30 protein-coding genes and 1 other annotated feature are annotated in these 26276 nt (G+C 58.3%); of the genes, 27 read left to right on the forward strand and 3 right to left on the reverse strand.

The genetic code is table 11. The features are described from left to right. Positions 1-17 precede the first annotated feature (17 nt). From B5F94_RS07155 to B5F94_RS07285, 27 genes are all read left to right on the forward strand, one after another. Positions 18-929, forward strand: coding sequence for a stage III sporulation protein AB (locus B5F94_RS07155; RefSeq protein ID WP_087329000.1), 912 nt, complete (start codon positions 18-20; stop codon positions 927-929). Next, positions 908-1438, forward strand: a complete 531-nt coding sequence (locus tag B5F94_RS07160) for a stage III sporulation protein AB (protein ID WP_242965620.1) — start codon at positions 908-910, stop codon at positions 1436-1438. Before B5F94_RS07155 ends, B5F94_RS07160 begins: the two co-directional genes overlap by 22 nt. A 13-nt stretch (positions 1439-1451) precedes the next feature. Continuing rightward, positions 1452-1646 carry a stage III sporulation protein AC gene (gene spoIIIAC, locus B5F94_RS07165; RefSeq protein WP_087188035.1) on the forward strand — a complete coding sequence of 65 codons (195 nt, stop codon included), beginning with the start codon at positions 1452-1454 and terminating at the stop codon, positions 1644-1646. 2 nt (positions 1647-1648) lie between these two features. Continuing rightward, positions 1649-2035 (forward strand): SpoIIIAC/SpoIIIAD family protein, encoded by a 387-nt coding sequence (locus tag B5F94_RS07170; RefSeq protein WP_087329004.1) that lies wholly within the window; start codon positions 1649-1651, stop codon positions 2033-2035. A 30-nt stretch (positions 2036-2065) separates the two neighbouring features. Next, positions 2066-3157, forward strand: coding sequence for a stage III sporulation protein AE (locus B5F94_RS07175; RefSeq protein WP_087329006.1), 1092 nt, complete (start codon positions 2066-2068; stop codon positions 3155-3157). A 4-nt stretch (positions 3158-3161) separates the two neighbouring features. After that, the gene (locus B5F94_RS07180) at positions 3162-3653 is read left to right on the forward strand and encodes a stage III sporulation protein AF (protein ID WP_087266461.1); all 492 of its coding nucleotides are present in this window, start codon (positions 3162-3164) and stop codon (positions 3651-3653) included. Next, positions 3650-4195 carry a stage III sporulation protein AG gene (locus B5F94_RS07185; protein ID WP_087329008.1) on the forward strand — a complete coding sequence of 182 codons (546 nt, stop codon included), beginning with the start codon at positions 3650-3652 and terminating at the stop codon, positions 4193-4195. Before B5F94_RS07180 ends, B5F94_RS07185 begins: the two co-directional genes overlap by 4 nt. Before the next feature lie 12 nt (positions 4196-4207). Next, on the forward strand, positions 4208-4792 hold the full coding sequence (locus B5F94_RS07190) for a SpoIIIAH-like family protein (RefSeq protein ID WP_087329010.1): 585 nt from the start codon (positions 4208-4210) through the stop codon (positions 4790-4792). 87 nt (positions 4793-4879) lie between these two features. After that, positions 4880-5260 carry an Asp23/Gls24 family envelope stress response protein gene (locus B5F94_RS07195; protein ID WP_087188041.1) on the forward strand — a complete coding sequence of 127 codons (381 nt, stop codon included), beginning with the start codon at positions 4880-4882 and terminating at the stop codon, positions 5258-5260. A gap of 197 nt (positions 5261-5457) precedes the next feature. Continuing rightward, positions 5458-5946: a transcription antitermination factor NusB gene (nusB, locus tag B5F94_RS07200; protein ID WP_087329012.1), complete on the forward strand. Its 489-nt coding sequence runs from the start codon at positions 5458-5460 to the stop codon at positions 5944-5946. Then, on the forward strand, positions 5946-6878 hold the full coding sequence (locus tag B5F94_RS07205) for a DNA-binding protein (RefSeq protein ID WP_087329014.1): 933 nt from the start codon (positions 5946-5948) through the stop codon (positions 6876-6878). The genes nusB and B5F94_RS07205 overlap by 1 nt, the downstream gene beginning before the upstream one ends. Further along, complete coding sequence (gene xseA, locus B5F94_RS07210; protein WP_087329016.1) at positions 6875-8062, forward strand: exodeoxyribonuclease VII large subunit; 1188 nt, start codon at positions 6875-6877, stop codon at positions 8060-8062. Before B5F94_RS07205 ends, xseA begins: the two co-directional genes overlap by 4 nt. Positions 8063-8092: 30 nt before the next feature. Continuing rightward, positions 8093-8329: an exodeoxyribonuclease VII small subunit gene (gene xseB / locus B5F94_RS07215; protein WP_087329018.1), complete on the forward strand. Its 237-nt coding sequence runs from the start codon at positions 8093-8095 to the stop codon at positions 8327-8329. Continuing rightward, positions 8326-9207: a polyprenyl synthetase family protein gene (locus tag B5F94_RS07220; protein ID WP_087329020.1), complete on the forward strand. Its 882-nt coding sequence runs from the start codon at positions 8326-8328 to the stop codon at positions 9205-9207. The genes xseB and B5F94_RS07220 overlap by 4 nt, the downstream gene beginning before the upstream one ends. 8 nt (positions 9208-9215) lie before the next feature. Beyond that, on the forward strand, positions 9216-9677 hold the full coding sequence (locus tag B5F94_RS07225; protein ID WP_087329022.1) for a divergent PAP2 family protein: 462 nt from the start codon (positions 9216-9218) through the stop codon (positions 9675-9677). A gap of 56 nt (positions 9678-9733) precedes the next feature. After that, on the forward strand, positions 9734-11578 hold the full coding sequence (gene dxs / locus B5F94_RS07230) for a 1-deoxy-D-xylulose-5-phosphate synthase (RefSeq protein WP_087329024.1): 1845 nt from the start codon (positions 9734-9736) through the stop codon (positions 11576-11578). After that, the gene (locus tag B5F94_RS07235) at positions 11565-12386 is read left to right on the forward strand and encodes a TlyA family RNA methyltransferase (RefSeq protein WP_087266448.1); all 822 of its coding nucleotides are present in this window, start codon (positions 11565-11567) and stop codon (positions 12384-12386) included. The genes dxs and B5F94_RS07235 overlap by 14 nt, the downstream gene beginning before the upstream one ends. Then, positions 12383-13246, forward strand: coding sequence for an NAD(+)/NADH kinase (locus B5F94_RS07240; protein ID WP_087329026.1), 864 nt, complete (start codon positions 12383-12385; stop codon positions 13244-13246). The genes B5F94_RS07235 and B5F94_RS07240 overlap by 4 nt, the downstream gene beginning before the upstream one ends. A gap of 3 nt (positions 13247-13249) precedes the next feature. Continuing rightward, positions 13250-13702, forward strand: coding sequence for an arginine repressor (locus B5F94_RS07245; protein ID WP_087188051.1), 453 nt, complete (start codon positions 13250-13252; stop codon positions 13700-13702). Between the two features lie 16 nt (positions 13703-13718). Next, positions 13719-15416 carry a DNA repair protein RecN gene (recN, locus tag B5F94_RS07250; protein WP_087329028.1) on the forward strand — a complete coding sequence of 566 codons (1698 nt, stop codon included), beginning with the start codon at positions 13719-13721 and terminating at the stop codon, positions 15414-15416. A gap of 66 nt (positions 15417-15482) precedes the next feature. Next, positions 15483-15725 (forward strand) — a binding site (T-box leader). A gap of 372 nt (positions 15726-16097) precedes the next feature. Further along, positions 16098-17327 (forward strand): tyrosine--tRNA ligase, encoded by a 1230-nt coding sequence (tyrS, locus tag B5F94_RS07255; protein ID WP_087266440.1) that lies wholly within the window; start codon positions 16098-16100, stop codon positions 17325-17327. A 149-nt stretch (positions 17328-17476) separates the two neighbouring features. After that, a complete protein-coding gene (locus tag B5F94_RS07260; RefSeq protein ID WP_242958856.1) occupies positions 17477-18670 on the forward strand; it encodes an AI-2E family transporter in 1194 nt (397 codons plus the stop codon). A 172-nt stretch (positions 18671-18842) separates the two neighbouring features. Beyond that, positions 18843-19088: a DUF6061 family protein gene (locus B5F94_RS07265; RefSeq protein WP_087329030.1), complete on the forward strand. Its 246-nt coding sequence runs from the start codon at positions 18843-18845 to the stop codon at positions 19086-19088. Between the two features lie 229 nt (positions 19089-19317). Then, a complete protein-coding gene (locus B5F94_RS07270; protein WP_158100263.1) occupies positions 19318-20424 on the forward strand; it encodes an SAP domain-containing protein in 1107 nt (368 codons plus the stop codon). A gap of 67 nt (positions 20425-20491) precedes the next feature. Continuing rightward, a complete protein-coding gene (mobC, locus tag B5F94_RS07275; RefSeq protein ID WP_087329034.1) occupies positions 20492-20848 on the forward strand; it encodes a plasmid mobilization protein in 357 nt (118 codons plus the stop codon). A gap of 313 nt (positions 20849-21161) precedes the next feature. Beyond that, the gene (locus tag B5F94_RS07280) at positions 21162-21542 is read left to right on the forward strand and encodes a hypothetical protein (RefSeq protein WP_087329036.1); all 381 of its coding nucleotides are present in this window, start codon (positions 21162-21164) and stop codon (positions 21540-21542) included. Next, a complete protein-coding gene (locus B5F94_RS07285; protein ID WP_087329038.1) occupies positions 21539-23278 on the forward strand; it encodes a recombinase family protein in 1740 nt (579 codons plus the stop codon). Before B5F94_RS07280 ends, B5F94_RS07285 begins: the two co-directional genes overlap by 4 nt. A gap of 78 nt (positions 23279-23356) precedes the next feature. On the opposite strand, the gene dapB is transcribed toward B5F94_RS07285, so the two are convergent. The 3 genes from dapB to asd are packed head-to-tail and all read right to left on the reverse strand — an operon-like array spanning position 23357 to position 26133. Then, a complete protein-coding gene (dapB, locus tag B5F94_RS07290; RefSeq protein WP_087188056.1) occupies positions 23357-24124 on the reverse strand; it encodes a 4-hydroxy-tetrahydrodipicolinate reductase in 768 nt (255 codons plus the stop codon). A 23-nt stretch (positions 24125-24147) separates the two neighbouring features. Continuing rightward, positions 24148-25041 carry a 4-hydroxy-tetrahydrodipicolinate synthase gene (gene dapA, locus B5F94_RS07295; RefSeq protein WP_087188057.1) on the reverse strand — a complete coding sequence of 298 codons (894 nt, stop codon included), beginning with the start codon at positions 25039-25041 and terminating at the stop codon, positions 24148-24150. A 6-nt stretch (positions 25042-25047) separates the two neighbouring features. Further along, the gene (gene asd, locus B5F94_RS07300; RefSeq protein ID WP_087329040.1) at positions 25048-26133 is read right to left on the reverse strand and encodes an aspartate-semialdehyde dehydrogenase; all 1086 of its coding nucleotides are present in this window, start codon (positions 26131-26133) and stop codon (positions 25048-25050) included. Positions 26134-26276: the final 143 nt, after the last annotated feature.

Here is a 26276-nt window from a genome sequence, read left to right on the forward strand (position 1 = left end):
AAGAAGGATGTGACGCTATGCGGGAACAAGGGGATGTAACGCGGTATTTACAGGCGGCGGCCCTACTGCCGCTCCACCTGCGGCGGCAGGCGGAGGGGGTGGACAAGGCCACTCAGGCCGTGGCGGAAGAGCTGCGGCTGCGGGCGGGCAGGCCCATGACTGTGGTGTGCCCCACGGGGGAGCGGCCCCTGTCCGGTGGTGAGCCGGTGAGCCCGGCGGATCTGAGCCTGGTGGTGGAGATCGCCACCCGCGCATCCGCTCACACTGCCATGGAGCGGATGCGAAGCGGCTTTTTTACCGTACCGGGAGGACACCGCATCGGTATCTGCGGCAGCGCGGTGGTAAAGGAAGGGGCGGTGTTCAACCTGCGGCAGCTGTCCTCGTTGGCCATCCGTATTGCCCGGCAGGTGCCGGGAGCCGCCGCCTCTGTGGCGGACAGGCTATGGGAGGGGAATCGCTTTCAGAGCACCCTTATCTTATCTCCGCCGGGGGGCGGCAAAACCACCCTGCTTCGGGAACTGATCCGCCAGCTGTCCGACGGAGAAGGCCGCCCACCCCTGCGGGTAGGGGTGGCCGATGAGCGGGGGGAACTGGCGGCCATGTACAACGGTCTGCCCCAGTTTGACGTGGGGCGGCAGACCGATGTAATGGATGGATGCCCCAAGGCGGATGGCCTGATGATGCTGCTGCGGGGGATGAATCCCCAGGTGCTGGCCGCCGACGAGATCACCGCGCCCCAGGACTGCGCTGCCCTGCTGCTGGCAGCCAACTGCGGCGTGCGCCTTCTCTGTACCGCCCACGCCGCCGACCTGGAGGACCTGAAGACCCGGCCTCTGTACCGGCCTCTGCTGGAAAATCGCTGCTTTCAGAAGCTGGCGGTGCTCACCCGGGGGCCGGAGGGGCGGAGTTGTCAGGTGTACCAGCTGTGATCCGGCTGATGGGCGCCCTGCTGACGGTAGGAGGCGGGGCTTTTCTGGGCTTTGACGCTCACCGGCGGCTGAAGCGGCGGGCCATGGTGCTGCGGCAGCTGGCCGGGGCGCTGGAGCAGATGGATCGGGAGATCTCCTTCCGCCTTACGCCCATGCCCCAGCTAATGGAGGAGTTGGCCGCCGATTATCCGTCGCCGGTTGGGGAGCTGTTCGCCAACTGCCGGAAGGGCATGGAGGAACTGGGGGAACGTTCCCTGGCGGAGATCTGGCGGCAGGCTCTGGAGGACACTCCGTTGGATCTGGAGGGCCGGGCCGCCGGGATTCTGGACGAGCTGGGGGAGGTACTGGGCCGGTTTGAGGAGTCCGGCCTGCGCTCTGCTCTGGCCCGGGCAGGAGCGGAATTGACCCGGGAGGCGGAACTTGCCCGGGAGGACGGGGAAAAGCGGGGCAGGATGTATCAGGTGCTGGGTTTGACCTGCGGCGGGCTGTTGGTCATCCTGCTGCTGTGAAGGAGTTAAAGACATGGATGTGGATCTGATCTTTAAAATCGCCGCCATCGGAATTCTGGTGTCGGTGCTCAATCAGGTGCTCTCACGGTCAGGCCGGGACGAGCAGGCCACCATGACCACCCTGGCGGGGCTGGTGGTGGTGCTTATGATGGTGGTCCAGCAGATCAGCGGGCTGTTTGATCTGGTCAAGGACCTGTTCGGTCTGTAGCCATGGAGACCATGCTGAAGGTGGGGACGGTGGCCGTCCTGGGTGCCCTGTGTGCCGTGATGGTGAAGGGCACCGCCCGGCAGCTGGCTCTGGTGCTCTCCATTGCCGCCGCCGCTGTGGTGCTGGGTCTTGCCCTGGGGGCAGTGGAGGACGTAGTGGCCATGGCGGAGGAGCTGCAGGATATGGCGGGGCTGTCCCCTGCGGTGGTGGCCCCCGTCATCAAAACGGTGGGCATTGCCATCCTCACCCACATTGCCGCCCAGGTGTGCAAGGACGCGGGGGAGGGAGGCATTGCCGCTGTTACCGAGACGGCCGGCTCCGCCATGGCCCTGTGCACCGCACTGCCCCTGCTGCGGGCGGTACTGGACACGGTGGCCCAGCTGCTGTGAGAAGTTGGTACAAAAGAGGAGGGAAGGACCATGATACGGCGTTTGTCGGTGCTGGTGGTACTGCTGACGGTGCTGACGGGGACGGCCTGGGCCAGTCAGAGCGTGATGGACGCCCAGTCTGCCACCCTGGACCTGGAGGAGCTGGAGAACGCCGGTGCGGAGTGGATGCCCGATGCCGATCTGTCCGCCGGGCTGGACCTGGACGGCAGCATCGATCAGATCCTGGACACCGGCAGCGCGGAGCTGGGGGGCGTGATCCGCAAGGCTTTGCGCAGCGGGGCCTTACTGCTGGCGGTGGTGCTCTTCTGCTCTCTTGCCGAGGGCATGGGGGCGGGCCAGGGCCCGGTAAACGGGGTGGCTCTGGTAGGAGCCCTGGCAGTGACCGCCATTGCGACGGCCGACGCCAACTCCCTTATCGGCATGGGTCGGGAGGCCATCGAGCACATGGACAGCTTCTCCAAGCTGCTGCTGCCGGCGGTGACGGCGGCGGCCTCCGCCGCCGGGTCCCCGAGCGGGGCGGTGGCCCGGCAGCTGGCCACCATGCTCTTTTCCGACCTGCTCATTACCCTGATCAATCGGGTGCTGTTGCCCCTGGTTTATACTTACATCGCGGCCTGTGTGGCCTGGGCTGCGGTGGGCAACGATGGCCTCAAGCGGATGGCGGCTACCCTCAAGTGGGCGGTGACCACGGTGCTCACCGGTACCCTCATTCTCTTTGTCACCTATCTCACTATCAGCGGGGTCATCGCGGGCACCACCGACGCCCTGACAGTGAAGGCTGCCAAGTTCACCATGTCCAGCATGGTGCCGGTGGTAGGCGGCATCCTGTCCGATGCGGCGGAGACCGTGCTGGCAGGGGCGGGAGTGCTGAAAAATACGGTGGGTGTGTTCGGTATGCTGGTGGTCATCGGCATCTGCCTGGTGCCTTTCCTCCAGTTGGGTTTCCACTATCTGACCTATAAGGTGTCCTCCGCGCTCAGCGCCGCCCTGTCGGGCAGCCGGGTGGCCGCCCTCATCGACCAGATCGGCGGGGCCTTTGGACTGATCCTGGGGATGACCGGGGCCTGCGCCCTGCTGCTGCTCATCTCCATGATCTCCGCCGTGTCGCTGGCAGGGGGGTGAGACCATGGTAGAATTTTTGGGAAAATGGCTGATGGGGGTGACCTGCGCCGCCATGATCCTGGCCCTGGCGGAGGGCCTGTCCCCGGCAGGGGGGCCCAAACGGGCGGCCCGGCTGGCGGGTGGGCTGCTTCTGCTGCTGGCAGTGGTAAAGCCCTTGATAAGCCTGGACGGTTCGGCCCTTACCCGGGCCATGACGGAATACCGCCTGGACGCGGAATACTCTGCTCAGGCGCTGGAGGAGGAGAATAAAACCCTGATGATGGACATCATAGAAGCCCAGTCCGCCGCATATATTCAGGACAAGGCGGCAGCGTTGGGCATCACCTGCACGGTGCAGGTGGAGGCCGACGAGGCGGCGGAATACCCCATCCCAAAGGTGGTCACCATCACCGGGGAGCTGTCCCGGGAGGAGCGGGAGGCCCTCACCGAGCAGATTGAGGCCGACTTTGCCATCCCGGCAGACCGGCAGTATTACGAAAGCGGGGGAGCGGAATGAACCGGCATCAACCGGAAAAGGGCAACGGGCTGGCCCTGTACAAGGGGCGGCTCATGGAGCTGTTCCAGCGGTATAAATACGCGCTGCTGGTGGTGGCGGTGGGAGTGATCATGATGGCTTTGCCCGCCCTGAGCGGAAGTGGGGAGACCACCCAGACCCGGCAGCAGAGTGTCCAGGAGGTGGAATTTGGAACGGAGGAGCTGGAGGGACGGCTGGAGGAGGCCCTGTCTCAGATGGACGGGGTAGGGCAGGCAGAGGTGGTGCTCACTCTGCGGTCCGGACCGGGCCAGGTACTGGCCCAGGATACCCAGAACTCGGTGCGGGAGGAGGGAAGCGAGTCCTCCCAGTCCACGGTGGTGCTCTCCAAGGGCTCCGGCTATGAGGAACCGGTGATCCTCCAACAGCTTTCGCCCCAATATCAGGGGGCGCTTGTGGTATGCTCCGGCGGGGACGACCCCGCAGTACGCCTGAAGGTGGTGGAGGCGGTATCCGCCCTCACCGGGCTGGGGGCCAATCAGATCGCAGTATCAAAAGGAAAGTGAGGCAGTAACAGTATGAACGTATGGAAACGAAACGCGGTGGTGGCCGCAGTGGTGCTCTTTGTGTGCGGCGCGGTGTACCTCAACTGGTCCTATCAGAAAGGGCAGAGCGAGGAAGCGGGCAAGACCCTTGGTGAGGCGGAGCTGGTGTCCATGCAGAGCGCCGATCCGCTGCTCAAAGCAAGCCCCGCCCCCTCGGCGGACTCCTCCGCCTCGCCGGCGCCCACCGCCGCGGACAAGAACAGCGGCTACTTTGACACCGCCCGGCTCAACCGCCAGCAGGCCCGGGACAGCGCCCTGTCCATCCTCCAGGAGGCCGCCGCCGACACCAACGCCACCGAGACCATGAAGGCGGAGACCGGCCAGGCCATCCAGACTCTGGCTGACTACACCGTGTCCGAGGCCCAGATCGAAAATCTGGTCACCGCCAAGGGATACGCCGACTGCGTGGCCTTCATCAGCGACGGCAGCGTCAGCGTGGTGGTGTCCGCCACCGAGGAGGGGCTCACCGACGCCGATGTGGCCCGCATCACCGAGATCGTCACCGAAGAGACCGGCCTGGAGGCCAGCGCCATCACCATCATCGAAGCCCAGCCCTGAGCCTCAGGGTCCCCGCCAAAAATCAGTTGTATTTTTTCTGATTTGTGGTAAAATGGTCCCATAGTACACAAAAGGAGCGTGACCGGTATGGGCGATGGAAAGGAATATATCTCCCGGCCTGACGAACTGGGTAACATCCATATCTCCGAGGATGTGCTGGCTGTGATCGCGGCGGCCGCCGCCACGGAAGTGGAGGGCGTGGGCAGTCTGTCCACCAATCTGAGCAGCGATATCGCGGAGCTGCTGGGCGCAAAGAAGAATCTGTCCAAGGGCATCCGCATTACTATGGTGGGGGAGAGCGTCCGGGTAGACGTGTCCCTGCTGGTCAAATACGGCTATACCATCGTTGACGTGGCCAAAGAGGTGCAGAGCGCCGTCTTTAACGCCATTGAAAATACCAGTGGCCTGACCGTGGAACACGTCAATGTCCATGTGGCCGGCATCGTATTTGAAAAGGAACACAAGTAAATCAAGCCAGACCAAGGGCCTGTTGCAGAGCAAGCAACAGGCCCTTTTGTGTGTTTTGGCCGGTCTGACCCAGGAAAAGGGGCTGGAATCTGGAGCCTAATTTTGAAATATCTCTTTCCTTTTTGCATACAGTTGATGTATAATCATAATAACTGTGAATATCACCGGCTTATCATGCCGGAATGGAGGAACCCATCATGACCAGAACCGCCGCCCGAGAGATCGCCGTCCACCTGACCTTTGAACTGGGCTTCACCGGGCAGACCGCCCGGGAGCTGCTGGACGAGGCCCTCAACCGCAAGACCTTCGCACTCATTGGGGAGGAGGAACCCCTGTATGCCGAATTCCCCAACGAAACCCAACGGGCCTATATTACCCGTCTGGTGGAGGGCGTATACGACCACGCCCCCGAGCTGGACGAGTATATCTCCAAATACGCCATCGGCTGGAAGTTTTCCCGTATGAACCGGGTGGCCGTGGCCATTATGCGTGTGGCGATGTATGAGATCCTGTATATGCAGGACATCCCCAATGCCGCCGCCATCAACGAGGCCCTGGAGCTGGTGAAGCACTATGAGGAACCCGAGGTGGTCTCCTTCGTCAACGGTATTCTGGGCTCTTTCGTCCGGGGGGAGCACATCCCTGACCCGGTAGGCCTGAAGGAGCAGCCGGAGGCGGAGGGCTGATGCGTACTCTGGGCATCGACACCAGCAACTACACCACTTCCGCCGCCGTCTTTGACGGCGAGGGGGGCGAGAACGCCGGACGCCTGCTGGAGGTGCGCCCCGGCGAGCTGGGCCTGCGGCAGAGCGACGCCCTGTTCCAGCACGTCAAGGCCCTGCCTGACCGCTTTGCCCAGCTGAGAGAGGGCGGCTGGCTGGACGGCATCGTTGCCGTGGGTGCTTCCACCCGCCCCCGGGCGGTGGAAGGGTCCTATATGCCCTGCTTCCTGGCGGGGGAGAGCCAAGGCCGTACCCTGGCCGCCGCGTTGAACGTACCTTTCTTTGCCTGTTCTCACCAGCAGGGCCATATTGCCGCCGCCGCCTGGTCGGCGGGCCGGATGGATCTGCTGGACAGGCCTATGCTGGCCTGGCACCTGTCCGGCGGCACCACCGAACTGCTCCATGTGGAGCCGGAGGGAGTCAATGTGAAAGCCACTCTGCTGGGTGGCACCAGCGACATCTCCGCCGGACAGCTCATTGACCGCACCGGCGTGCTGCTGGGCCTGCCATTCCCGGCGGGCAAGGCAGTGGACCAGCTGGCTCAGGCGGGGCAGGCCAAGAAATTTACTGTGAAGCTAAATGACTTTACGTTTTCACTCTCCGGTATGGAGAATAAGGTGAAGGCTATGGCGGAGCAGGGGGCGGAGAAGGCAGATATCGCCCGCTTTGCTCTGCTGACGGTGGCCGACGTGGTGCGACGCACCACCCTGGCCGCCCTGAAGCAGTATCCCGGCCTGCCGGTGCTGTGCTCCGGCGGCGTGGCTTCCAACTCCCTGCTGCGGCAGGTGATGGAGCCTCTGGGAGCGGTGTTTGCCCAGCCACGGTTCTCCACCGACAACGCCATGGGTACCGCCATTCTCACCTGGCGGGCTGTAAAGGCAGGCGAGTTGACATGAGCCATATCTACACGGTTTCTCAGGTCAACCAGTATATCAAATCCCTGCTGGACCGGGACCGGGAGCTGACGGCTCTGTATGTCCGGGGAGAGATCTCCAACTACAAGGCCTATCCCTCGGGCCACCATTATTTTTCCCTGAAGGACGGGGAGGGGGCCATCCGCTGCGTCATGTTCAAGCGGGAGGCCATGTCCCTCCGGTTCCGGCCGGAAAACGGCATGAAGGTCATCGCCTTCGGCCGGGTGGCGGTTTTTCCCCGGGATGGACAGTACCAGCTGTACTGCACCTCCCTGACCCCGGAGGGAGTGGGGGACCTGCATCTGGCCTTTGAACAGCTCAAGCAGAAGCTGTATGCGGAGGGACTTTTTGATCCCTCCCACAAAAAGCCCATCCCCAAATTCCCCAAGCGCATCGCTCTCATCACCTCCTCCGCCGGCGCGGCAGTGCGGGATATGCTGCGTATCCTGGGGGCCCGGTGGCCCATGGCGGAGGTCTTTCTTCTGCCGGTGCGGGTCCAGGGGGCGGAGGCCCCCGGGGAGATCTGCGCCGCCATTGCCTGGGCCAACCGGCATCAGGTGGCCGACCTTATCATCACTGGCCGGGGCGGCGGGTCTATGGAGGATCTGTGGGCCTTCAATGATGAAAACGTGGCCCGCACCATCTATCACTCGGCCATTCCGGTGATCTCTGCGGTGGGGCATGAACCTGACGTGACCATTGCCGACTTTGTGGCTGACCTGCGGGCGGCCACCCCCTCCAACGCCGCCGAACTGGCAGTGCCCGACCAGAACGAGGTAGCGGTGTGGCTGCGGCAGATGGAGGGGCGGTTGGCCCAGGCCATGGGCCGCAAGCTGGAGTCTGCCCGGAAGGATCTGGACCGGGCGGCCCGGTGCCGGGCCCTCCAGGACCCCATGAACTATGTGGACGACAAGCGGATGGTGCTGGACTACCAGCGGGAGAAGCTGGCGGCAGGACTGAACGCCGCTCTCAACCGGGAGCGGCAGCGCTTTGGACAGCTGGCCTCCAAGCTGGATGCCCTCAGCCCCCTGAAGGTACTGGGCCGGGGCTACGCCATTCCCCGAAAGGCGGACGGCGGTGTGGTCCGGTCTGTGGCCGATGTGGCCCCCGGCGACCCTTTGAAGCTGCGGGTGGCCGATGGCGAGATATCCTGTCAAGTGGTTTAACTTGACTGCTTTTGGAAAGGACTTAAGGACATGGCGGAAGAAAAACTGACCTTTGAGCAGGCTATGGGCCGGCTGGAGGAGATCGTAAAGCGGCTGGAGCGGGGAGACGCCCCATTGGAGGAGTCTCTGTCCCTCTTTGAGGAGGGGACCCGGCTGCTGGGCGGCTGTTCCGCCCAACTGGACAGTGCCGAACAGAAGGTGCGCAAGCTGCTGGCAGGGCCGGATGGTCAGCCGGCAGAGGAGCCGTTTGAGGAGGGACAGGTATGACGGAACAGGAGAGACTGGACGGCCACAGGGCTCAGGCGGAGGAATGGCTGCGCCACTGCTTCCAGGGCCGGGCGCCCCGTGGGGATCTCTACGACGCCATGTACTACAGTCTGCTGGCAGGCGGCAAGCGGATCCGGCCGGTGCTGCTGCTGGAGAGCTGCCGGTTGTGCGGCGGCGATCCGGGGAAAGCGCTGCCTTTTGCCGGGGCCATTGAGATGATCCATACTTATTCGCTGATCCACGACGATCTGCCCTGCATGGACGACGACGACCTGCGCCGGGGCCGGCCCACCAACCACAAGGTATATGGCGAGGCTACCGCGGTACTGGCGGGAGATGCGCTGCTGACCGCGGCCTTTGAGTGGATGCTGGACCCGTCTGTGACCCTGCCGCCGGAGCGGACGCTGGAGGCGGCCAGGGTGCTGGCCCAGGCCGCCGGCGCCCAGGGCATGGTGGGCGGTCAGGTACTGGATATGGCGGGGGAGGGCCACGCCATGGGCCTTACCGAGGTGGAGGAATTGCAGCGTCTCAAGACCGGGGCGCTTATCCGTGCCGCCGCCGAGATGGGGTGTGTGCTGGCCGGCGGCAGTGAGGAGCAGCGGAAGGCCGTGTGCCGCTATGCGGAGCGGATCGGACTTGCCTTCCAGATCCAGGACGACATCCTGGATGTGGTAGGTGACGAGGCCACTCTGGGCAAGCCGGTGGGCTCCGACGCCAAGAGCGAGAAAAACACCTTCGTGACCCTGAAAGGGCTGGAGGAGTGCCGCCATCTGGTGGAGAAACTGACCGAGGAGGCCGTGGAAGCCCTGTCCATCTTTGGGGATGAGGGCGACAGCCTGTGCTGGCTGGCCCGCTCCCTGGCAAGCCGTGAGAAGTGAGGCGCATCATGGGAAACGTAGTAAACTTTTTCACCGGCAATCTGATCCTCAACCTGGCGATCCTGGCCTGGGCCATTGCCCAGGGGTTGAAGATCATCATTACCTTCTGCACAAAAAAGAAGCTGGACTGGCACTATCTGGTAGCCAGCGGCGGGATGCCCAGCTCCCACTCCGCCTTCGTATGCGCCTGCGCTTCGTCGGTGGGCTATATGTATGGCTGGGGGTCGCCCATGTTCGGCATTGCGGCGGTGCTGGCCATCGTGGTCATGTATGACGCCGCCAACGTCCGCAAGGCGGCGGGGGAACAGGCCAAGATCCTCAACTATATCATGGACCACTGGACCGAAATGAAGCCGGCCCTCTTCGGCAAGGAACTGAAGGAACTGCTGGGCCACACGCCCTTCCAGGTCCTGATGGGCGGCGTGCTGGGCGTTGCAGTGGGCTTGTTCGGCGCCTGGCAGTGGAGTTGACAGCCCCACTGATTTGTTGATTTGATCCTTCACCGGGAGGTGTTACCATTCTTAGTCTGGAGCAATGTTCCAACGATCTCAGCGCCCTGACCGACAGTGAGGCATCTGCGCTCTGCGGTCTGCTGCGGGCCCGCATCCTGGATGTGGTCTCCCGCACCGGCGGCCATCTGGCCTCCAGTCTGGGGGCGGTAGAGCTGATCGTTGCCATTCATCGCGTATTTGATACCGGCCGGGACCGGCTGGTGTTTGACGTGGGCCACCAGTGTTATGCCCACAAGATCCTTACCGGCCGCAACGCCGCCATGGAGACTCTGCGCTCCTTTGGAGGGCTGGCCGGTTATCCCAAACCCACCGAGAGCGACACCGACGCATTCATCGCAGGTCATGCCTCTAACTCGGTGTCGGTGGCCCTTGGAATGGCAAGGGTAAGAACTTTACAGCATAAAGACTACAGTGTGTTGGCCCTGATTGGTGACGGCGCTCTCACCGGCGGCCTGGCCTATGAGGGACTGTCTGACGCAGGGGACAGCAAGGAGCCCCTTATCGTCATTCTCAACGACAACGGGATGTCCATCACCAAGAGCGTGGGCGGCGTGGCCGACCATCTGGCCCGCCAGCGGCTCAAGCCTCAGTATCTCCGCTTCAAGCGGGGCTACCGAAAGGTGATGGGGGCAACTGCTCTGGGGCGTGGGATCTACAAAGTGACCCATAAGGTCAAGACCGCCATCAAGGAGACCCTGCTGCCTTGCAGTCTCTTTGAGGATATGGGCTTTACCTACCTGGGGCCGGTGGACGGCCATGATGTGAAGCGGCTGACCCGGCTGCTCAAGTATGCCCGGGACCTGAAAGGCCCTGTGCTGCTCCATGTCAGAACTGTAAAGGGAAAGGGCTACACACCAGCGGAGCGCAACCCCGATCAATTCCATGGTGTGGGCCGCTTCTGCGTGGAGACCGGCGAGGTGCTGAAGGGCGGCGGTACCAATTTCTCCGCTGTCTTTGGACAGACCCTTTGCAAGATGGCGGAGGAGGACCCCAGGCTGTGTGCCATTACCGCCGCCATGCAGGGAGGAACAGGACTCAACACCTTTGCCGCCCGATTCCCGGACCGGTTCTTTGATGTGGGCATTGCCGAAGGCCATGCGGTGGCAATGTCCGCCGGTATGGCCAAGCAGGGCATGATCCCGGTTTTTGCGGTATATTCCTCCTTCCTTCAGCGGGCCTATGATATGCTGATCCATGATGTGGCCCTTCAGGGCCTTCATGTGGTCTTTGCCATTGATCGGGCCGGGCTGGTGGGAGAGGACGGTGAGACCCACCACGGTGTCTTTGACCCTGCCTTTCTGGATACGGTGCCCGGCATGACAGTGCTGTGCCCCTCCAGCTATGCTGAGCTGGAGTTGATGCTTCGATATGCCATCTATGAGGTAAAGGGGCCGGTGGCGGTCCGCTATCCCCGGGGTGGCCAGGGGGACTATCAGGAGGATTCCGGATTGGTCAGCACCGCAGTGCTGCGTGCTGGCAAGGATATTACCTTGACAGGATACGGTATCACAGTCAATGCGCTGCTGGACTGTGCCCGGCGGCTGGAGGCCGACGGTATCCAGGCCCAGGTACTCAAGCTCAATAGCATCACGCCCCTGGACTGGGCGCCGGTGGCAGCCTCGGCGGCGGAAACCGGGCGGCTGCTGGTGGCAGAGGAAGCTGCCCCAGGCAACTGTGTGGGGCAGCGGCTGGCTGCAAAGCTGCTGGAGCGGGGTGTTGCTGCAAAGGTGGCCATGGTCAACACCGGGCCCGGCTTTGTCACCCACGGGCCTGTGTCCCAACTGAGAACCCTGTGCGGCCTGGATGGGGCATCCCTGTATAAAACGGCGTTGGAGGTCTGCGGACATGGCAATTGTTAAAAAAAGACTGGACGTGCTGTTGGTGGAGCGGGGGCTGGCGGAGAGCCGTCAGCGGGCCCAGGCCATCATTATGAGCGGTCAGGTCTATGTAAAAGAGCAGAAGGTGGACAAGGCCGGAGCCCAGATCCCCGAGGATGCGCCTGTAGAGGTGCGGGGCCAGACCCTGGCCTATGTGAGCCGGGGCGGCCTGAAGCTGGAAAAGGCAATGAAAACCTTTGAGGGTATTCACCTGGACGGGGCGGTGTGCGGCGATATCGGCGCCTCCACTGGCGGCTTTACCGACTGTATGCTCCAAAATGGAGCGGTCAAAGTGTACGCCGTGGATGTGGGCTACGGTCAGCTGGCCTGGTCCCTCCGCAGCGATGAGCGGGTGGTGTGCCTGGAGCGCACCAATGCCCGCTATCTGACCCATGAGCAGATCCCCGACGAGCTGGACTTTGCCAGCGTGGACGTGTCCTTCATCTCTCTGAAGCTGATTCTGCCCGCCCTCCGGGGGCTGCTCAAGCCGGACGGCCAGGCGGTGTGCCTGGTGAAGCCTCAGTTTGAGGCCGGCCGGGAAAAGGTGGGTAAGAAGGGCGTGGTGCGGGACCCCGCCGTCCACCTGGAAGTGATCCAGCAATTTCTCAAGAATGCCGCTGATGCGGATTTTACTGTAAAGGATATGACCTTTTCACCAATCAGAGGACCCGAGGGCAACATTGAGTACCTGGGACACCTGCTGGCCGGGGGAGGCGGAGCCTCCTGGACCGGCGATCCGGCAGCCCTGGTAGAGGCATCCCACGCGGCCCTGGAAGGAGCCGGACAATGAAAGTAGTGTTGAGCCCCAACCCCTATCGGGACCGGGGATTGAAGGCCGCCCAGGCGGCGGAGAAGATTCTGAAAGCCGCCGGGGTGGAGACCGCCATCTGCCTGCCCTTTGCGGTGGAGGGGGGAAACATCGAATTTCCCAAGCACATCCAGTTCAAGCGGACCGAGGAGGAGCTGAAGGACGCGGATATCCTGGTGTGTTTTGGCGGAGACGGTACCATCCTCCATGCGGCCAAGGACGCCAACCAGCACCATGTGCCCATTCTGGGCGTCAACCTGGGCAGCGTGGGCTTTATGGCGGAGCTGGAACTGGGGGAACTGTCCATGCTCTCCAAGCTGCCCGCCGGAAAGTATGCTGTAGAGGACCGCATGATGCTGGATGTGACGGTGCGGCGGGACGGCAAGGTGATTTATTCTGACATCGCCCTCAACGACGCCGCCCTCACCAAGGGAGCGGTGGCACGGGTGGTGGACCTGGAGGTGCTGGGGGATAAGACCACCATTACCAAGATGTCTGCCGACGGTGTGGTCATTAGTACCCCCACCGGATCTACCGCATATTCCATGTCGGCGGGCGGCCCTATCGTGGAGCCCACGGCGGAAAACATCATCGTTACGCCCATCTGTCCTCACGCCCTGTCTGCCCGGTCCTTTGTGCTGGGCCATGAGCGGACGGTGTCCATCAAGCTGGGCCGGATGGCCCGCAAGACCGCCTTTTTGTCGGTGGATGGAGGGAAAGCCTTCAAACTCAATGGCGGCGATGTGGTGGAGACCAAGATGTCCAAATCCAAAACCAGACTGGTTCGGGTGACCGGCCGGACATTCTATGAGATTTTGAATCATAAATTGGGAGGTGCGTAAGCCATGAAAGCGAAACGGCAGCAGGAGATTTTGCGGATCATTGCGGAGCAGGATATTGATACCCAGGATCAGCTTCTGACAGAGCTGCGGGCCAGGGGGGTGCAGTCCACCCAGGCCACCATTTCCCGGGACATCAAGGAACTCCACCTCATTAAGGAACTGACCGGATACGGGACCTATCGTTACGCCGTTTCGGAGCGGAAGGCCTCCCTGAATATCGCGGGACGGCTGCGTACCATCTTCAAGGAGGGTGTTACCTCCTTTGATGTGGCTCAGAATATCGTGGTTTTGAAAACCATGCCCGGTCTGGCCTCTGCGGCCTGCGCCGCCATTGACGGCATGGATATTTCCAGCCTGGTGGGCAGCCTGGCGGGAGACGATACCGCCATCCTTATTATGCGCACCAATGAGGACGCTGCCTCCTTCTGCAATGAGATCCATGCCATGCTGAAATAGATGGACAGGTGATACCATGCTCTCTCTGCTTCACATTGAAAATATTGCGGTGATCCAGACGGCGGACATCCAGTTTGACAAGGGCTTTAACGTCCTCACCGGCGAGACCGGCGCGGGCAAGTCCATTGTGGTGGATGCCATCGGGGCCATCATCGGGGAGCGCACCAGCCGGGATCTGATCCGTACCGGGGCAAAGTCCTCCCTGGTCAACGCGGTGTTTACCGGCCTGCCAGAGCTGGACTGGTTCCGGGAGAACGGCGTAGGCCCCGACGAGGAGGGCAATCTGCTCATCCAGCGGGAGATCCAGCCCGACGGGAAGAACATCTGCCGCATCAATGGCCGGCTCATCACCGTCTCCCAGCTGCGGCAGCTGGGCCGCTTACTGCTCAATATCCACGGCCAGCACGACGGCCAGCAGCTGCTGGACGAGCGGTGTCACCTGGATTATCTGGATGGCTTTGGCGCCACCGGGGAAGAACTGGCGGCCTACCGGATCTGTTATGACAAACTGGCCGCCATCCGCCGGGAGATCTCATCCCTCCGGATGGACGAGGCGGAGAAGGCCCGGCGCATTGACAGCCTGGAATTTCAGATCGGCGAACTGGAGCGGGCTGAACTGCGGAGCGGGGAAGAGGAGGAGCTGACGGAGCGGCGGGATTTGCTGCGCAATGCCGGTAAGCTGATGGAGAGCGTGGAAGGGGCTCATCTGGCCCTGTCCGGTGATGATGAACGGGAAGGAGCCGCCGCCCTGCTGGGGGAGGCGGAGCAGTCCCTTCATGCCGCCGGCCGCATCAGCACCCAGGCCGCCGAGCTGTTGGAAAAGCTGGTGGAACTCCGCTGCGCCGCCGACGACATTGCCGAGCAGATCCGGGATCTGCGGGACGCCTTTGACTTTGAACCGGGGGAGCTGGACCAGATCGAGAGCCGGTTGGACGTACTCCACCGGCTGAAGAAGAAGTACGGCGATTCGGTGGACGAGATGCTGGACTATCTGGACCGCTGCAAAAAGGAACTGGACGAGATCCAGTTCTCCACTGATACCATTGCCCGGCTGGAGAAGGAGCAGTCCAAAGCCCTGGCCGACGCCAGAAAGGCGGCGGAGACCCTCAGCCAGAGTAGAAAGAAGGCGGCCAAGGCGCTGGAACAGCGGATTCAGAGTGAATTGGCCCAGCTGGATATGCCCAAGGTCCGGTTCCAGGTGGAGTTTGGACCCAAGCCGGGGGAGTTCGCTATGGATGACACCGGCATGGACGAGGTGCAGTTCCTTATGTCCGCCAATGTAGGCGAGGACCTGAAGCCCATCCAGAAGATTGCCTCCGGCGGTGAGCTGGCCCGCATCATGCTGGCCCTGAAAAATGTGCTGGCGGAAAACGATCAGGTGGGCACCATGGTCTTTGACGAGGTGGATACCGGTGTATCCGGCCGGGCGGCCCAGAAGGTGGCGGAAAAGCTGGCCGATGTGGCCCACGCCAAGCAGGTACTGTGTGTTACCCATCTGCCTCAGCTGGCCGCCATGGCCGACGTCCACTTCTCCGTGGAGAAGGGGGAGCGGGGCGGCCGGACCTATACCCAGGTGGAGCGTCTGACCCGCCAGCGCCGGTGCGAGGAGCTGGCCCGGCTTACCTCCGGTGAGCACATCACGGACGCCACCCTTGGCGCCGCCGGGGAACTGCTGGACAGTGCGGAGGCCTACAAGAAACTGCACAAAAGCTAGATTTTGTTGAGTACCCCTTTTCTGCTTGACAAACGGAACAAGAGCGATTATAATCCTCATCAATATGACACTGCGATGACAGGGAGAAGTACCAACCCCCGTCCCGCCCAGAGAACCCCCGGTTTGGTGAGAGGGGGAGGGGACAGGCTGGGAAATACACTCTGGAGCAGCCGCCTGAACAGGGGAGACCCCCAGTAGGGCCGTGTCGGGTGCGCCCGTTATCGCGCCGCCGTGTGTTGGCACGGCATGAGGCCGTTTTTGTGAGAAAACGGAGAACCAGAGGTGGTACCGCGTTTTTACGCCCTCTGTCCGAACGGACAGAGGGCTTTTTGCATGAAAGGGGGATTTTGTGGATCGGAATGTCTGTACCCGCTGCGGCGGGGAGATGGCTTGCATTGGACAGCATTTTCTGAAAAAAGGTGTGCCGGGCTGGCATTTGAGAGGGAATCTAGAGCGGAACGGGATGGAAGATTTAATGCCTGTGGAGCTATGGTGTTGCCAGAGCTGCCAACACCTAGATTTTTATCTGTCGGGAAGCATCTCTCAGGATGAGGGATCGGGCATTGCTCAGGTCCCCTGCCCCCACTGCGGAATCCTCCACGACATGGACGACGCCAAGTGTCCCCACTGTGGAAAGCGGTTATACTGATAACGACACCATTGAGATAAAGGAGAATGAACATGACTTGTTACGAAGAACTGAAGGCCCGTGGCCTCATTGCCCAGGTCACCAACGAGGAGGAGATCTCCAAGATGATCAACGAGGGCAAGGCCGTCTTTTACATCGGCTTTGACCCTACCGCCGACTCCCTCCATGTGGGTCACTTCATGGCTCTGTGCCTGATGAAGCGGCTCCAGATGGCGGGCAACCGTCCTATCGCCCTCATCGGCGGCGGCACCGGCTACATCGGTGACCCCTCCGGCCGTACCGATATGCGCAACATGATGACCCCGGAGACCATCCAGCACAACTGTGACTGCTTTAAGAAGCAGATGGAGCGTTTCATCGAGTTCGGCGAGGGCAAGGCCCAGATGGTGAACAACGCCGAGTGGCTCCTCAAGCTCAACTACATTGAGCTGCTCCGTGAGGTGGGCGCCTGCTTCTCCGTCAACAATATGCTGCGGGCTGAGTGCTACAAGCAGCGCATGGAGAAGGGCCTCTCCTTCCTGGAGTTCAACTACATGATCATGCAGTCCTACGACTTCTACCATCTGTTCCAGCACTACGGCTGCAATATGCAGTTCGGCGGCGACGACCAGTGGTCCAATATGCTGGGCGGCACCGAGCTGATCCGCCGCAAGCTGGGCAAGGACGCCCACGCCATGACCATCACCCTGCTGCTCAACTCCGAGGGCAAGAAGATGGGCAAGACCGCCAAGGGCGCCGTGTGGCTGGACCCCAACAAGACCAGCCCCTATGAGTTCTACCAGTACTGGCGCAACGTGGGCGACGGCGATGTGCTCAAGTGCCTGCGGATGCTCACCTTCCTGCCTCTGGAGCAGATCGACGAGATGGACAAGTGGGAGGGCAGCCAGCTCAACACCGCCAAGGAGATCCTGGCCTTTGAGCTGACCAAGCTGGTCCACGGCGAGGAGGAGGCCCAAAAGGCCCAGGATGCTGCCAAGGCCCTGTTTGTGGGCGGCGGCGATATGAGCAACGTGCCCTCCACCGCCCTGGAGGCTGGTGCGCTCACCGACGGCGCCATCGGTATTCTGGATCTGATGCTGGCCTGTAAGCTGGCGCCCTCCAAGAAGGAGGCCCGCCGCCTCATCGAGCAGGGCGGCGTGGAGCTGGACGGCCAGAAGGTAACGGACGTATACACTGCCGTGACTGCCGAGCAGCTCTCCGGCGACGGTGTCATGATCAAGAAGGGCAAGAAGGTCTTCCACCGGGCCTCTCTGCAGGGCTGAGTGTTCAGGGGCTGCCGTCAGTGGGGCAGCCCCTTTCTTAATTTTACCTGACTTTGGTTGCAGGCGACAAACAGGCATGATACAATAAACCTGTTGGAAGGCTTACCGCCCCGGCAATGTGTGTGGCGGCTGCAAAGGAGGAAGGCACTGTGCCGGAAAAAGAGGACCCGAAGAACAAGAAGAAATGGTACATCCTGGATGGCAGCCATGTGCAGCTGCTCATTGTGCTCATCGTTGCCATCCTGTTCTATGTGGGATTGAACCATTTCAGCGTAGTAACTGTCCGAATCAACCAGTTTATGGGGGTGTTGTCCCCGTTTATCGTGGGCTTTGCCATTGCCTATCTGCTCAATACCCCCATGTGCTTTTTTGAGCGAAAACTCTTTCCCAACCACCGGTTTAAGCGTGCGTTGTCCATTTTGCTGGTCTATGTGCTGGCCTTTGCGGTGGTGGCCATTCTGCTGGGGCTCATCGTGCCTCAGGTGGTACAGAGCGTCAAGGACCTGGCGGGCAATATGCAGACCTACCTGACCAGCCTGGATCAGCTGGTGCAGGATCTGACCGAGCAATTTGATCTGGATGCCGACGCCATCAACGATATGTTCGGTAACTTCCAAAACATGATCAGCAACATGACCGCAAAAGCGGCGGAGGCCCTGCCCCAGCTGCTGGATGTGGGCTTTGCCATCGGCAGCGGCGTGATTGCGGGTATCACCGCCCTGATCTCCTCTATCTATATGCTGGCGGGGAAGGACCGGCTGGTACCCCAGCTGAAAAAGCTCCTCTACGCCACCGTGTCCAAGCGCCGGTCCGACTGGCTGCTGGGGGTATGCGGTCAGGCCAACCGGGTGTTCGTGGGCTTTATCAACGGCAAGATCATCGATTCCGCCATCATCGGCGTGCTCTGTTTCATCCTGTGCGCCATTTTCCGGATCCCGTACCCCATGCTGGTCAGCGTCACCGTGGGCGTCACCAATGTGATCCCCTTCTTTGGCCCCATCATCGGCGCCATTCCCTGTCTGTTTATTCTGGTGATCGTGGACCCCTGGGCCGCCCTGCGGTTCTTTGCCCTGGTCATCGGATTGCAGCAGTTTGACGGCAACATCCTGGGGCCCAAGATCCTGGGTGACAGCACCGGCCTGTCCGCCATCTGGGTGCTTATCTCCATTGTCACCTGCGGCGGCCTGTTCGGGTTCCCCGGCATGATCCTGGGCGTGCCTACCTTCGCTGTGCTCTATGCTTTGGTGCGGGAGTGGGTCAACAAGCGTCTCAAGGCAAAAAAAATCGACGGCAACGGCAAGCCCCTGGAGGAGCAGCCCCAAACGCCGCCGGACAAAGAATGAAAAAAGACCGCCCATTAGATGGGTGCTCGTAAGACAGTAATTCTAAAAAATTACTATTTTACGGCATCTGTCTGACAGGGTTGGAAACAACAACGAAAAGAACGATGTCGAGTCGCACGACCGGCATCGTTCTTTTTTGCAATAAAATATTAGAATTACGGAGGTATTTACCATGAAACACCTGTTATCTTGTGAATTTAACCTTGATACTGCTTGTGTAGAGCTTTGCTTTTCAGACGGCAGCATGATTTCTATTGATACGATCGCTGTGGAAAGTGAGGTAGTGAATAATATGTATCAACAGTCGGAACTCGACTATCTGATCTACAATGACCCTGCTGCATACGCTGATTTAATCCTTAACGGCGATCCTGCCGTCTACCTCAAGACAGTTACGGAATATCAACGCCTTGATTGATTGTTGCTAACGAGCAAGAGCTGCCCTACCATTCAGCGGGGCAGCTCTTGTTTGACTATAGCGGTGTCCATAAAAAGTTACGCTTTACTCTGGTGAACTTGAAAACTAATCTTGAAAAATATGGTGTCTTCTTGTATAATAATGTGTGTACACACAAAGGTAGAGTTAAGTAGACAGACGAAGACGGAAATTATAACATAGCCGACTTATGATTATCGAGGAGAATAGTATGGGATTGTTTGATTTATTCAAGAAAAAAGAAAAGGCTGCTCAAGCAACACAGACCAAAAAACAGGAAGGCACAATACCCCAAACGAAAAAGGGAGATTACCAACCAGAAGAATATTACACGGATGTTGTAGCAGAAGGTACTGCCTTCGAAAAGAGAGTTATATCCTTTGAAGAACGAAAGAAAACAGCAATCCCCTCTGCCAGAGGACTCTATCCGGCAGAAATTCTGCTGTTGGAGTACTGTTCTAAAGGTGCTTATCCTGGCCCCAAAAACGGATATCCAGGATTCTGGTGGTTCGAATATGGTATCCGTAATGTGGATGTAGTCCTTAAAAATTTGGAAGAACGTGGCTATATTGCGTTTGCTTCTGCCAAAGAATCCGTAAATGATTTAACAGTTTCTCAGCTGAAAGAACTGCTTATGGAGCATGGAGAGTCTACCACTGGAAAGAAAGCGGAGTTGGTAGCTCGTGTATCTGACACAATATCTGAAGAAACGCTACTTTCAGCAGGTGTTCGGCCAAAGTACAGATTGACCGAAACTGGAGCACAGGAATTAAGTGAAAACGCATATGTTCCCTATATGCATAAAGCTCCTAATAAAACAACCGAAGATACTCGATTTGGATTGACATTTAATGTTTGGAGTATTAATAAACTTCTTGGTACTGGTGATAAGTCTAATTGGAAAAAAATAGTAGATGAGCAAGAACACAAAATAAACAAAGAAATAGCAGACAGAAATGATGCTTTTATGAAGGATTTGAAAAAGATTGATCCGGAGGGATACAGGGTATTAAAAACTCAAGATCAACAGATTGAGGCTGTCCAAAAAGCAAAAGAAAAATTCAATGAAGATAGAGATATAGATACATATATTGCTTTTTGGGAAACCCTTTGGAAAAACGGTGGACTAAAATTCGAGGGTGTAGGCTGGCACTTTGAATTGCCGGATTTATATATTAAATCTAAGAGGTATGATGATGCTCTTGCCTTTGTGACAAAGCTAAAGAAACAGAAGCCGACTTATGCACATAAAGCAGATGCCTATATTAAAAAAATTGAAGAATTAAAGGCGAAACAAATGGCAAAGAAAAAGAATTGAGCAACTAATCACTACTCTTTCATAGCATCTAAATTAATTCGTAAATTTATATGTAAGGTATCATCTTATGACTGAAAAACGAAAACCACCAATCCGTCAACGCCCGATACAGGTCAAGTTTTTTGTAGACGAAAAAGAGCTTGACCTGATAAAACAGAAAATGGCACAGATGGGAACGGACAACATGAGTGCCTATCTCCGCAAAATGGCAATCGATGGGTATGTTGTAAATTTGGATATGCCCGAACTCCGTGAGTTGACTTCCAAAATGAAACGGATATCCAACAGCGAAAACCAGATTGCCAAACAGCTCAACACATCGGGTAACATCTACGAAGCTGACATCGAAGAAATCAAAAAGAATCAGGAAGAAATTTACGAAGGCATTAAAAAAATCCTGCTTTCTCTTTCCCATCTGGAATGATGTCAGCTCCGCAGGAGCGTAGCCGATTTTGAAAAAATCGTCAAAGGGTTTGGGATGCTTCCCAACAAGCTTTTGCAAAAGTCGGCTTCGCTGAAATTTGCAAAACGCACGATGTGTGTACACACGTGCACTGCTTGCAAAGTTTGTTTTGACCTTTTGTAGGCAAATGGAAGATTTTCGTTTTCCACAAAATCGGCAACGCTGTATTTTGTAAAACATCGCAGTATGTAGCTACACCCACTGTGCTTACTATCCCAACAATACTTTGAATAAAACGAATCGAAGTGAATGAAAGAAAAGGAGGTTCGACCGGATGGATGAGAAACGAAAAGAGGAAGAAGCTCGTGAGCTTACTCCCGAAGAAATAGACGATATGATTCTTGAGGAACAGATTGTGAGTGGAGAGTATGACGAGGAAGTTTCCGAATACTACTTCTCCAATCCCGACCCGTACGCCAAGGTCGAGCCTCGCCCCGATGATGCACCAAAGCGTGACATCAAGTTTGATGAAAACGGTAACATTGTTGTAAAAAATCTGTCTGCCTTTTGGCTGCCCGAAGTGACAATTGTGGATGAAGTCGGCGGCGCAGAATACACAGTTACAGGTAGCTATGAGGGCACGGAAACTCTTGATAAAAAGCTCAAACGCATTATTGCCGATCATGAATCTGATATCACGGAGGATGGCGAATGAATAGCGACACCTCTCTTGATATAAATACCAATTCCAATCCTGTACAGACAGTTGCCCAACAGAAGGAGGATAACGAAATGTTAAGGGCAACCGACAAAATCACAGCACTTTATTGCAGATTGTCCGTAGAGGACACCAAGGATGAGAAGAAAAACGGCAAAGAGGATTTGTCAAATTCTATCCAAAATCAAAAGGCCATGTTGCTTCAATACGCACGAGATCACCGCTTCCCCCACCCGACATTTTTTATCGATGACGGCTACAGCGGTGTGACCTATGATCGTCCTGGTTTTCAGAAAATGCTTGATGAAATTGAAGCCGGTCATGTGGGTGCGGTCATTACAAAAGATCTATCAAGGCTTGGGCGAAACTCCGCTTTGACGGGATTGTATATCAATTATACTTTTCCTCAGAACGATGTCCGCTACATCGCTATCAACGACCACTTTGACAGCATCAACCCCAACAGCACCGACAGCGACATTGCCGGTATCAAAAACTGGTTCAACGAGTTTTTCGCTAAGGATACAAGCCGAAAGATTCGTGCAGTGCAAAAAGCAAAGGGTGAGCGTGGCGAAAGATTGACCGTCCATGTGCCGTATGGCTACATGAAAAATCCTGAAAATCCAAAGGAATGGATGATTGACGAGGAAGCTGCACAGGTGGTTAAGAAGATTTTCACGCTCTGCATGAATGGGCGTGGACCGAGCCAAATTGCAGACCAGCTTGAAAAGGACAAGATACTCACACCTACCGCATACAAAAACAAGCAAGGCGTGAAAACACCGCACACCGAGCCGGAGAACCCTTACCGCTGGCACGAAAGCACCATTGTCAATATTCTTGAACGAAAAGAGTACATTGGCGCAACGGTCAATTTCAAGACCTACACCAATTCCATTTGGGACAAAAAGCAACGGGAAAATCCCGAAGAAAATCGAGTGATTTTCTACAACACCCATCCTGCCATTATCGAGCAGGAAGTCTTTGACAAGGTGCAGGAGATTCGTCAGCAGCGACACAGGCGAACGGCAACAGGCAAGAGCAGTCCTTTTTCGGGATTGGTGTTCTGTGCTGATTGCAAGCAGAAGCTCTACTATTCCACCACCAAATACTTTGAAAAGCGACAGGACTTTTTTACCTGTTCCACTCATCGAGCCAACAAGGACAAGTGCAGCGGACACTACATTCGTGCCGTAGTTCTGGAGGATTTGGTCTGGAATCACATGAAAGAGGTTATCTCGTATGTAACCCGATATGAAGCACATTTCAGGGTGGAAATGGAGCAAAAACTCCGTCTGCAAAGCGAGGAAACCATAAGGGTATATAAGAAGCGTCTGGCACAGGCAGAAAAGCGTATAGGAGAACTTGACCGCCTGTTTATCAAAATCTACGAGGACAACGCCAAGGGCAAACTGAACGATGATCGCTTTGCCATGATGAGCAAGACCTACGAGGATGAGCAGGCGCAACTCAAAGTTGAAATCGTAAATCTGCAAAAAGAGATTGAAGTACAGGAACGACAGATAGAAGACCTTGAACAGTTTATTCAGCGGGCACGCAGATACACCGACCTCACAGAACTTACGCCATATGCTCTCAGAGAGCTTGTAAAGGCGGTTTATGTGGAGGCGCCGGACAAGTCCAGCGGTAAACGCAAACAGAGGGTACATATCGAATATGACCTTATTGGCTATATTCCCGTGGATGAACTGATAAAAGCGGAACAGGCATGACCGAAATCATGCCTGTTCCAAGAAATTCACATATTACTGTTTTACGACCACCGAGCATTGGGCGGTCTTTTTTTGCTGTTAGGAAAGGGTGGCCTGGACCAGATCGGTCATGGAGTAGAGACCAGGGGTCTCCACACCGGCAAGAAATCGGGCCGCCCGGATGGCGCCGGAGGCAAAGACCTCTCGGCTCATGGCGGAGTGGCTCAGGGTGATGACCTCATTCTCACCGGCAAAGATCACGTCGTGATCTCCCACGATGCCGCCGCCGCGGACAGAGCAGATGCCGATCTCCTCCTTGTCTCTGGCCTTGCGGACGCTGTGGCGGTCGCACACATAGTCGGGCTGGTAGGGAAGAGCGGATGCCGCCGCGTCGGCCAGCATGAGGGCGGTGCCGCTGGGGGCGTCCACCTTTTTATTATGGTGTTTTTCCACGATCTCAATATCGTAGTCCGTCCCCAGAGCCGCGGTGGCCTGGCGTACCAGGGCCAGCAGCACATTGACTCCCAGGGACATATTGGCGGAGCGGAACACGGGGATGACCCGCGCCGCCTGGTCGATGGCGGCCAGCTGCTCCTCCGAGTAGCCGGTGGTGGCCAGCACTGCCGGGATGTTCCGCTGCAAACAGAAGTCCAGCAGAGCGGGCAGGGCAGCAGGGGAGGAGAAGTCGATGAGAGCGTCAGCCTGCCCCTGGAACTCAGCGGGGGAGGAGAACACGGGGAAGTCCCGGTCGCCAGTCCCCAGCAGGTCAAATCCGGCGGCGATTTCCAGGTCGGGCTGGGCGGCGCACAGGTGCTCCACTGCCCGGCCCATCCGGCCGTTGCAGCCGGAGAGGATCAAACGAAGCATTTCCAACATCCTTTCCCAGTGGCTCAGGCGGAGAGCAGTCCCACCTTGACCATAGACTGACGGAGGGTCTCCAGCGGTCCGTCGCTCATATCGCACAGAGGCAGGCGGAGGGAGCCGATGTCGTAGCCCGCCAGATTCATGGCAGCCTTGATGGGAATGGGGTTGACCTCCAGGAAGAGGGCGTCGATAAAGTCCATGTAGCCCAGCTGAAGGGCGGCGGCCTGGTCAAACTTGCCCTCCAGGCACAGGTGGGTCATCTGGATCATGACCTCGGGGGCGATGTTGGCCACCACCGAGATCACGCCCTTGGCGCCCAGGCTCATCATGGGGACCACCTGGTCGTCGTTGCCAGACCAGACATAGAAGTCGTCACCGCAGATGGCCAGGGTGTGAGCCAGCAGAGAGAAGTTGCCGCTGGCCTCCTTGACGCCGTTGATGTTGGGGTGCTGGGAGAGCACCTTGTAGGTCTCGGCGGTGAAGGAAACGCCGGTGCGGGAGGGCACATTATAGAGGATAATGGGCAGATCCACCCGGTCGGCAATGTATTCGTAGTGCTTGATGAGGCCGGTCTGGGACGCCTTGTTGTAGTAGGGGGTGACGTGCAGCAGGGCGTCGGCACCGGAGTCCTGGGCGTGCTGGGACAGGTAGACGGCTGCGGAAGTATCGTTGCTGCCCGCGCCGGCAATGACCTTGACCCGGCCGTTCACCCGCTTGACACAGTATTCCACGGCGGCAATGTGCTCCCGGATGGTCAGGGTGGAACATTCGCCGGTGGTGCCGCAGACGCAGATGGCGTCCAGGCCCCGCTCGATCTGCTCGTCGATGATTTTTCCGAACTGATCGTAGTTGATGGCGCCGCTGTGGTCAAACGGGGTGATGATGGCGGAACAGGCTCCGGTAAAAACAGGCTCTCTCATATAGGGTTACCTCCTTGAAATGTAACCCTCCGCGCACAGAAGTTCGGCAAGAAGGACTGCGCCGCCCGCGGCGCCGCGAAGGGTATTGTGGGACAGGCAGACGAACTTATAGTCGTACTGCGTGTCGGGACGCAGACGGCCAATGCAGACCGCCATGCCGCCCTCGGTCATCCGGTCCAGCCGGGTCTGAGGACGGTCAGGCTCCTCAAAGTAGTGCAGGAACTGCTTGGGAGCGGAGGGCAGGGCCAGCTCCTGGGCACGGCCCTTGTAATTTGCCCAGATCTCTTTGATCTCCTCCATAGAGGGTTTGTTCTCAAAGCGTGCGAACACAGCGGCCATGTGGCCGTTGGACGCGGGCACCCGCAGACACTGGGCGGTGATGGCGGGGGACTGGGCGTTGACGATGACCCCGTTCTCCACCTTGCCCCACAGCTTCAGGGGCTCCTGCTCGCTCTTCTCCTCCTCGCCGCCGATGTAGGGGATCACATTGTCCACCATCTCAGGCCAGGTGTCGAAGGTTTTGCCCGCGCCGGAAATAGCCTGATAGGTGCAGACCAGCACCTGGTTCAGGCCGAAGCCGCGCAGGGAGTGCAGGGCGGGAACATAGCTCTGGAGGGAGCAGTTGGACTTAACGGCAATGAACCCGCGCTCCACCCCCAGTCGCTTTCGCTGGGCCTCGATGACTTTGATATGCTCGGGATTAATCTCCGGCACCACCATGGGCACGTCGGGCGTCCAGCGGTGAGCGGAGTTGTTGGAGACCACGGGGCACTCGTGCTTGGCGTAAGCCTCCTCCAGAGCCTGGATCTCTTCCTTCTTCATATCCACGGCGGAAAAGACAAAATCCACCTGGGAGGCAATGGCCTCGATATCGGCCTCCGCGTTCATGACCACCATCTTTTTGGCCTCTTCGGGCATGGGATTCTCCAGAGCCCAGCGGGAGCCGATGGCTTCCTCATAGGTCTTGCCGGCGGAGCGGCTGCTGGCCGCAATGACAGTGAGCTGGAACCAGGGGTGATTCTCCAGCAGGGAAACAAAACGCTGGCCCACCATACCGGTGCCGCCGATGACGCCTACTTTGTATTTTTCCATGACCATACCTCCGTTGCTCAAAGTTTATTCCAACACCGGCCTGTCTCAGACCGGAAACTCATAGCGAAAAGAAAAAGAAAATCAGCAGTTTACAGAACTGCTGATTTTGTACTATAATGACAGGGACAGTGCGTCCCCGACCA

Origin of the sequence: Flavonifractor sp. An4 (genome assembly GCF_002161755.1) — a bacterium.
GTDB classification, from domain to species: Bacteria; Bacillota; Clostridia; order Oscillospirales; family Oscillospiraceae; genus Flavonifractor; species Flavonifractor avicola.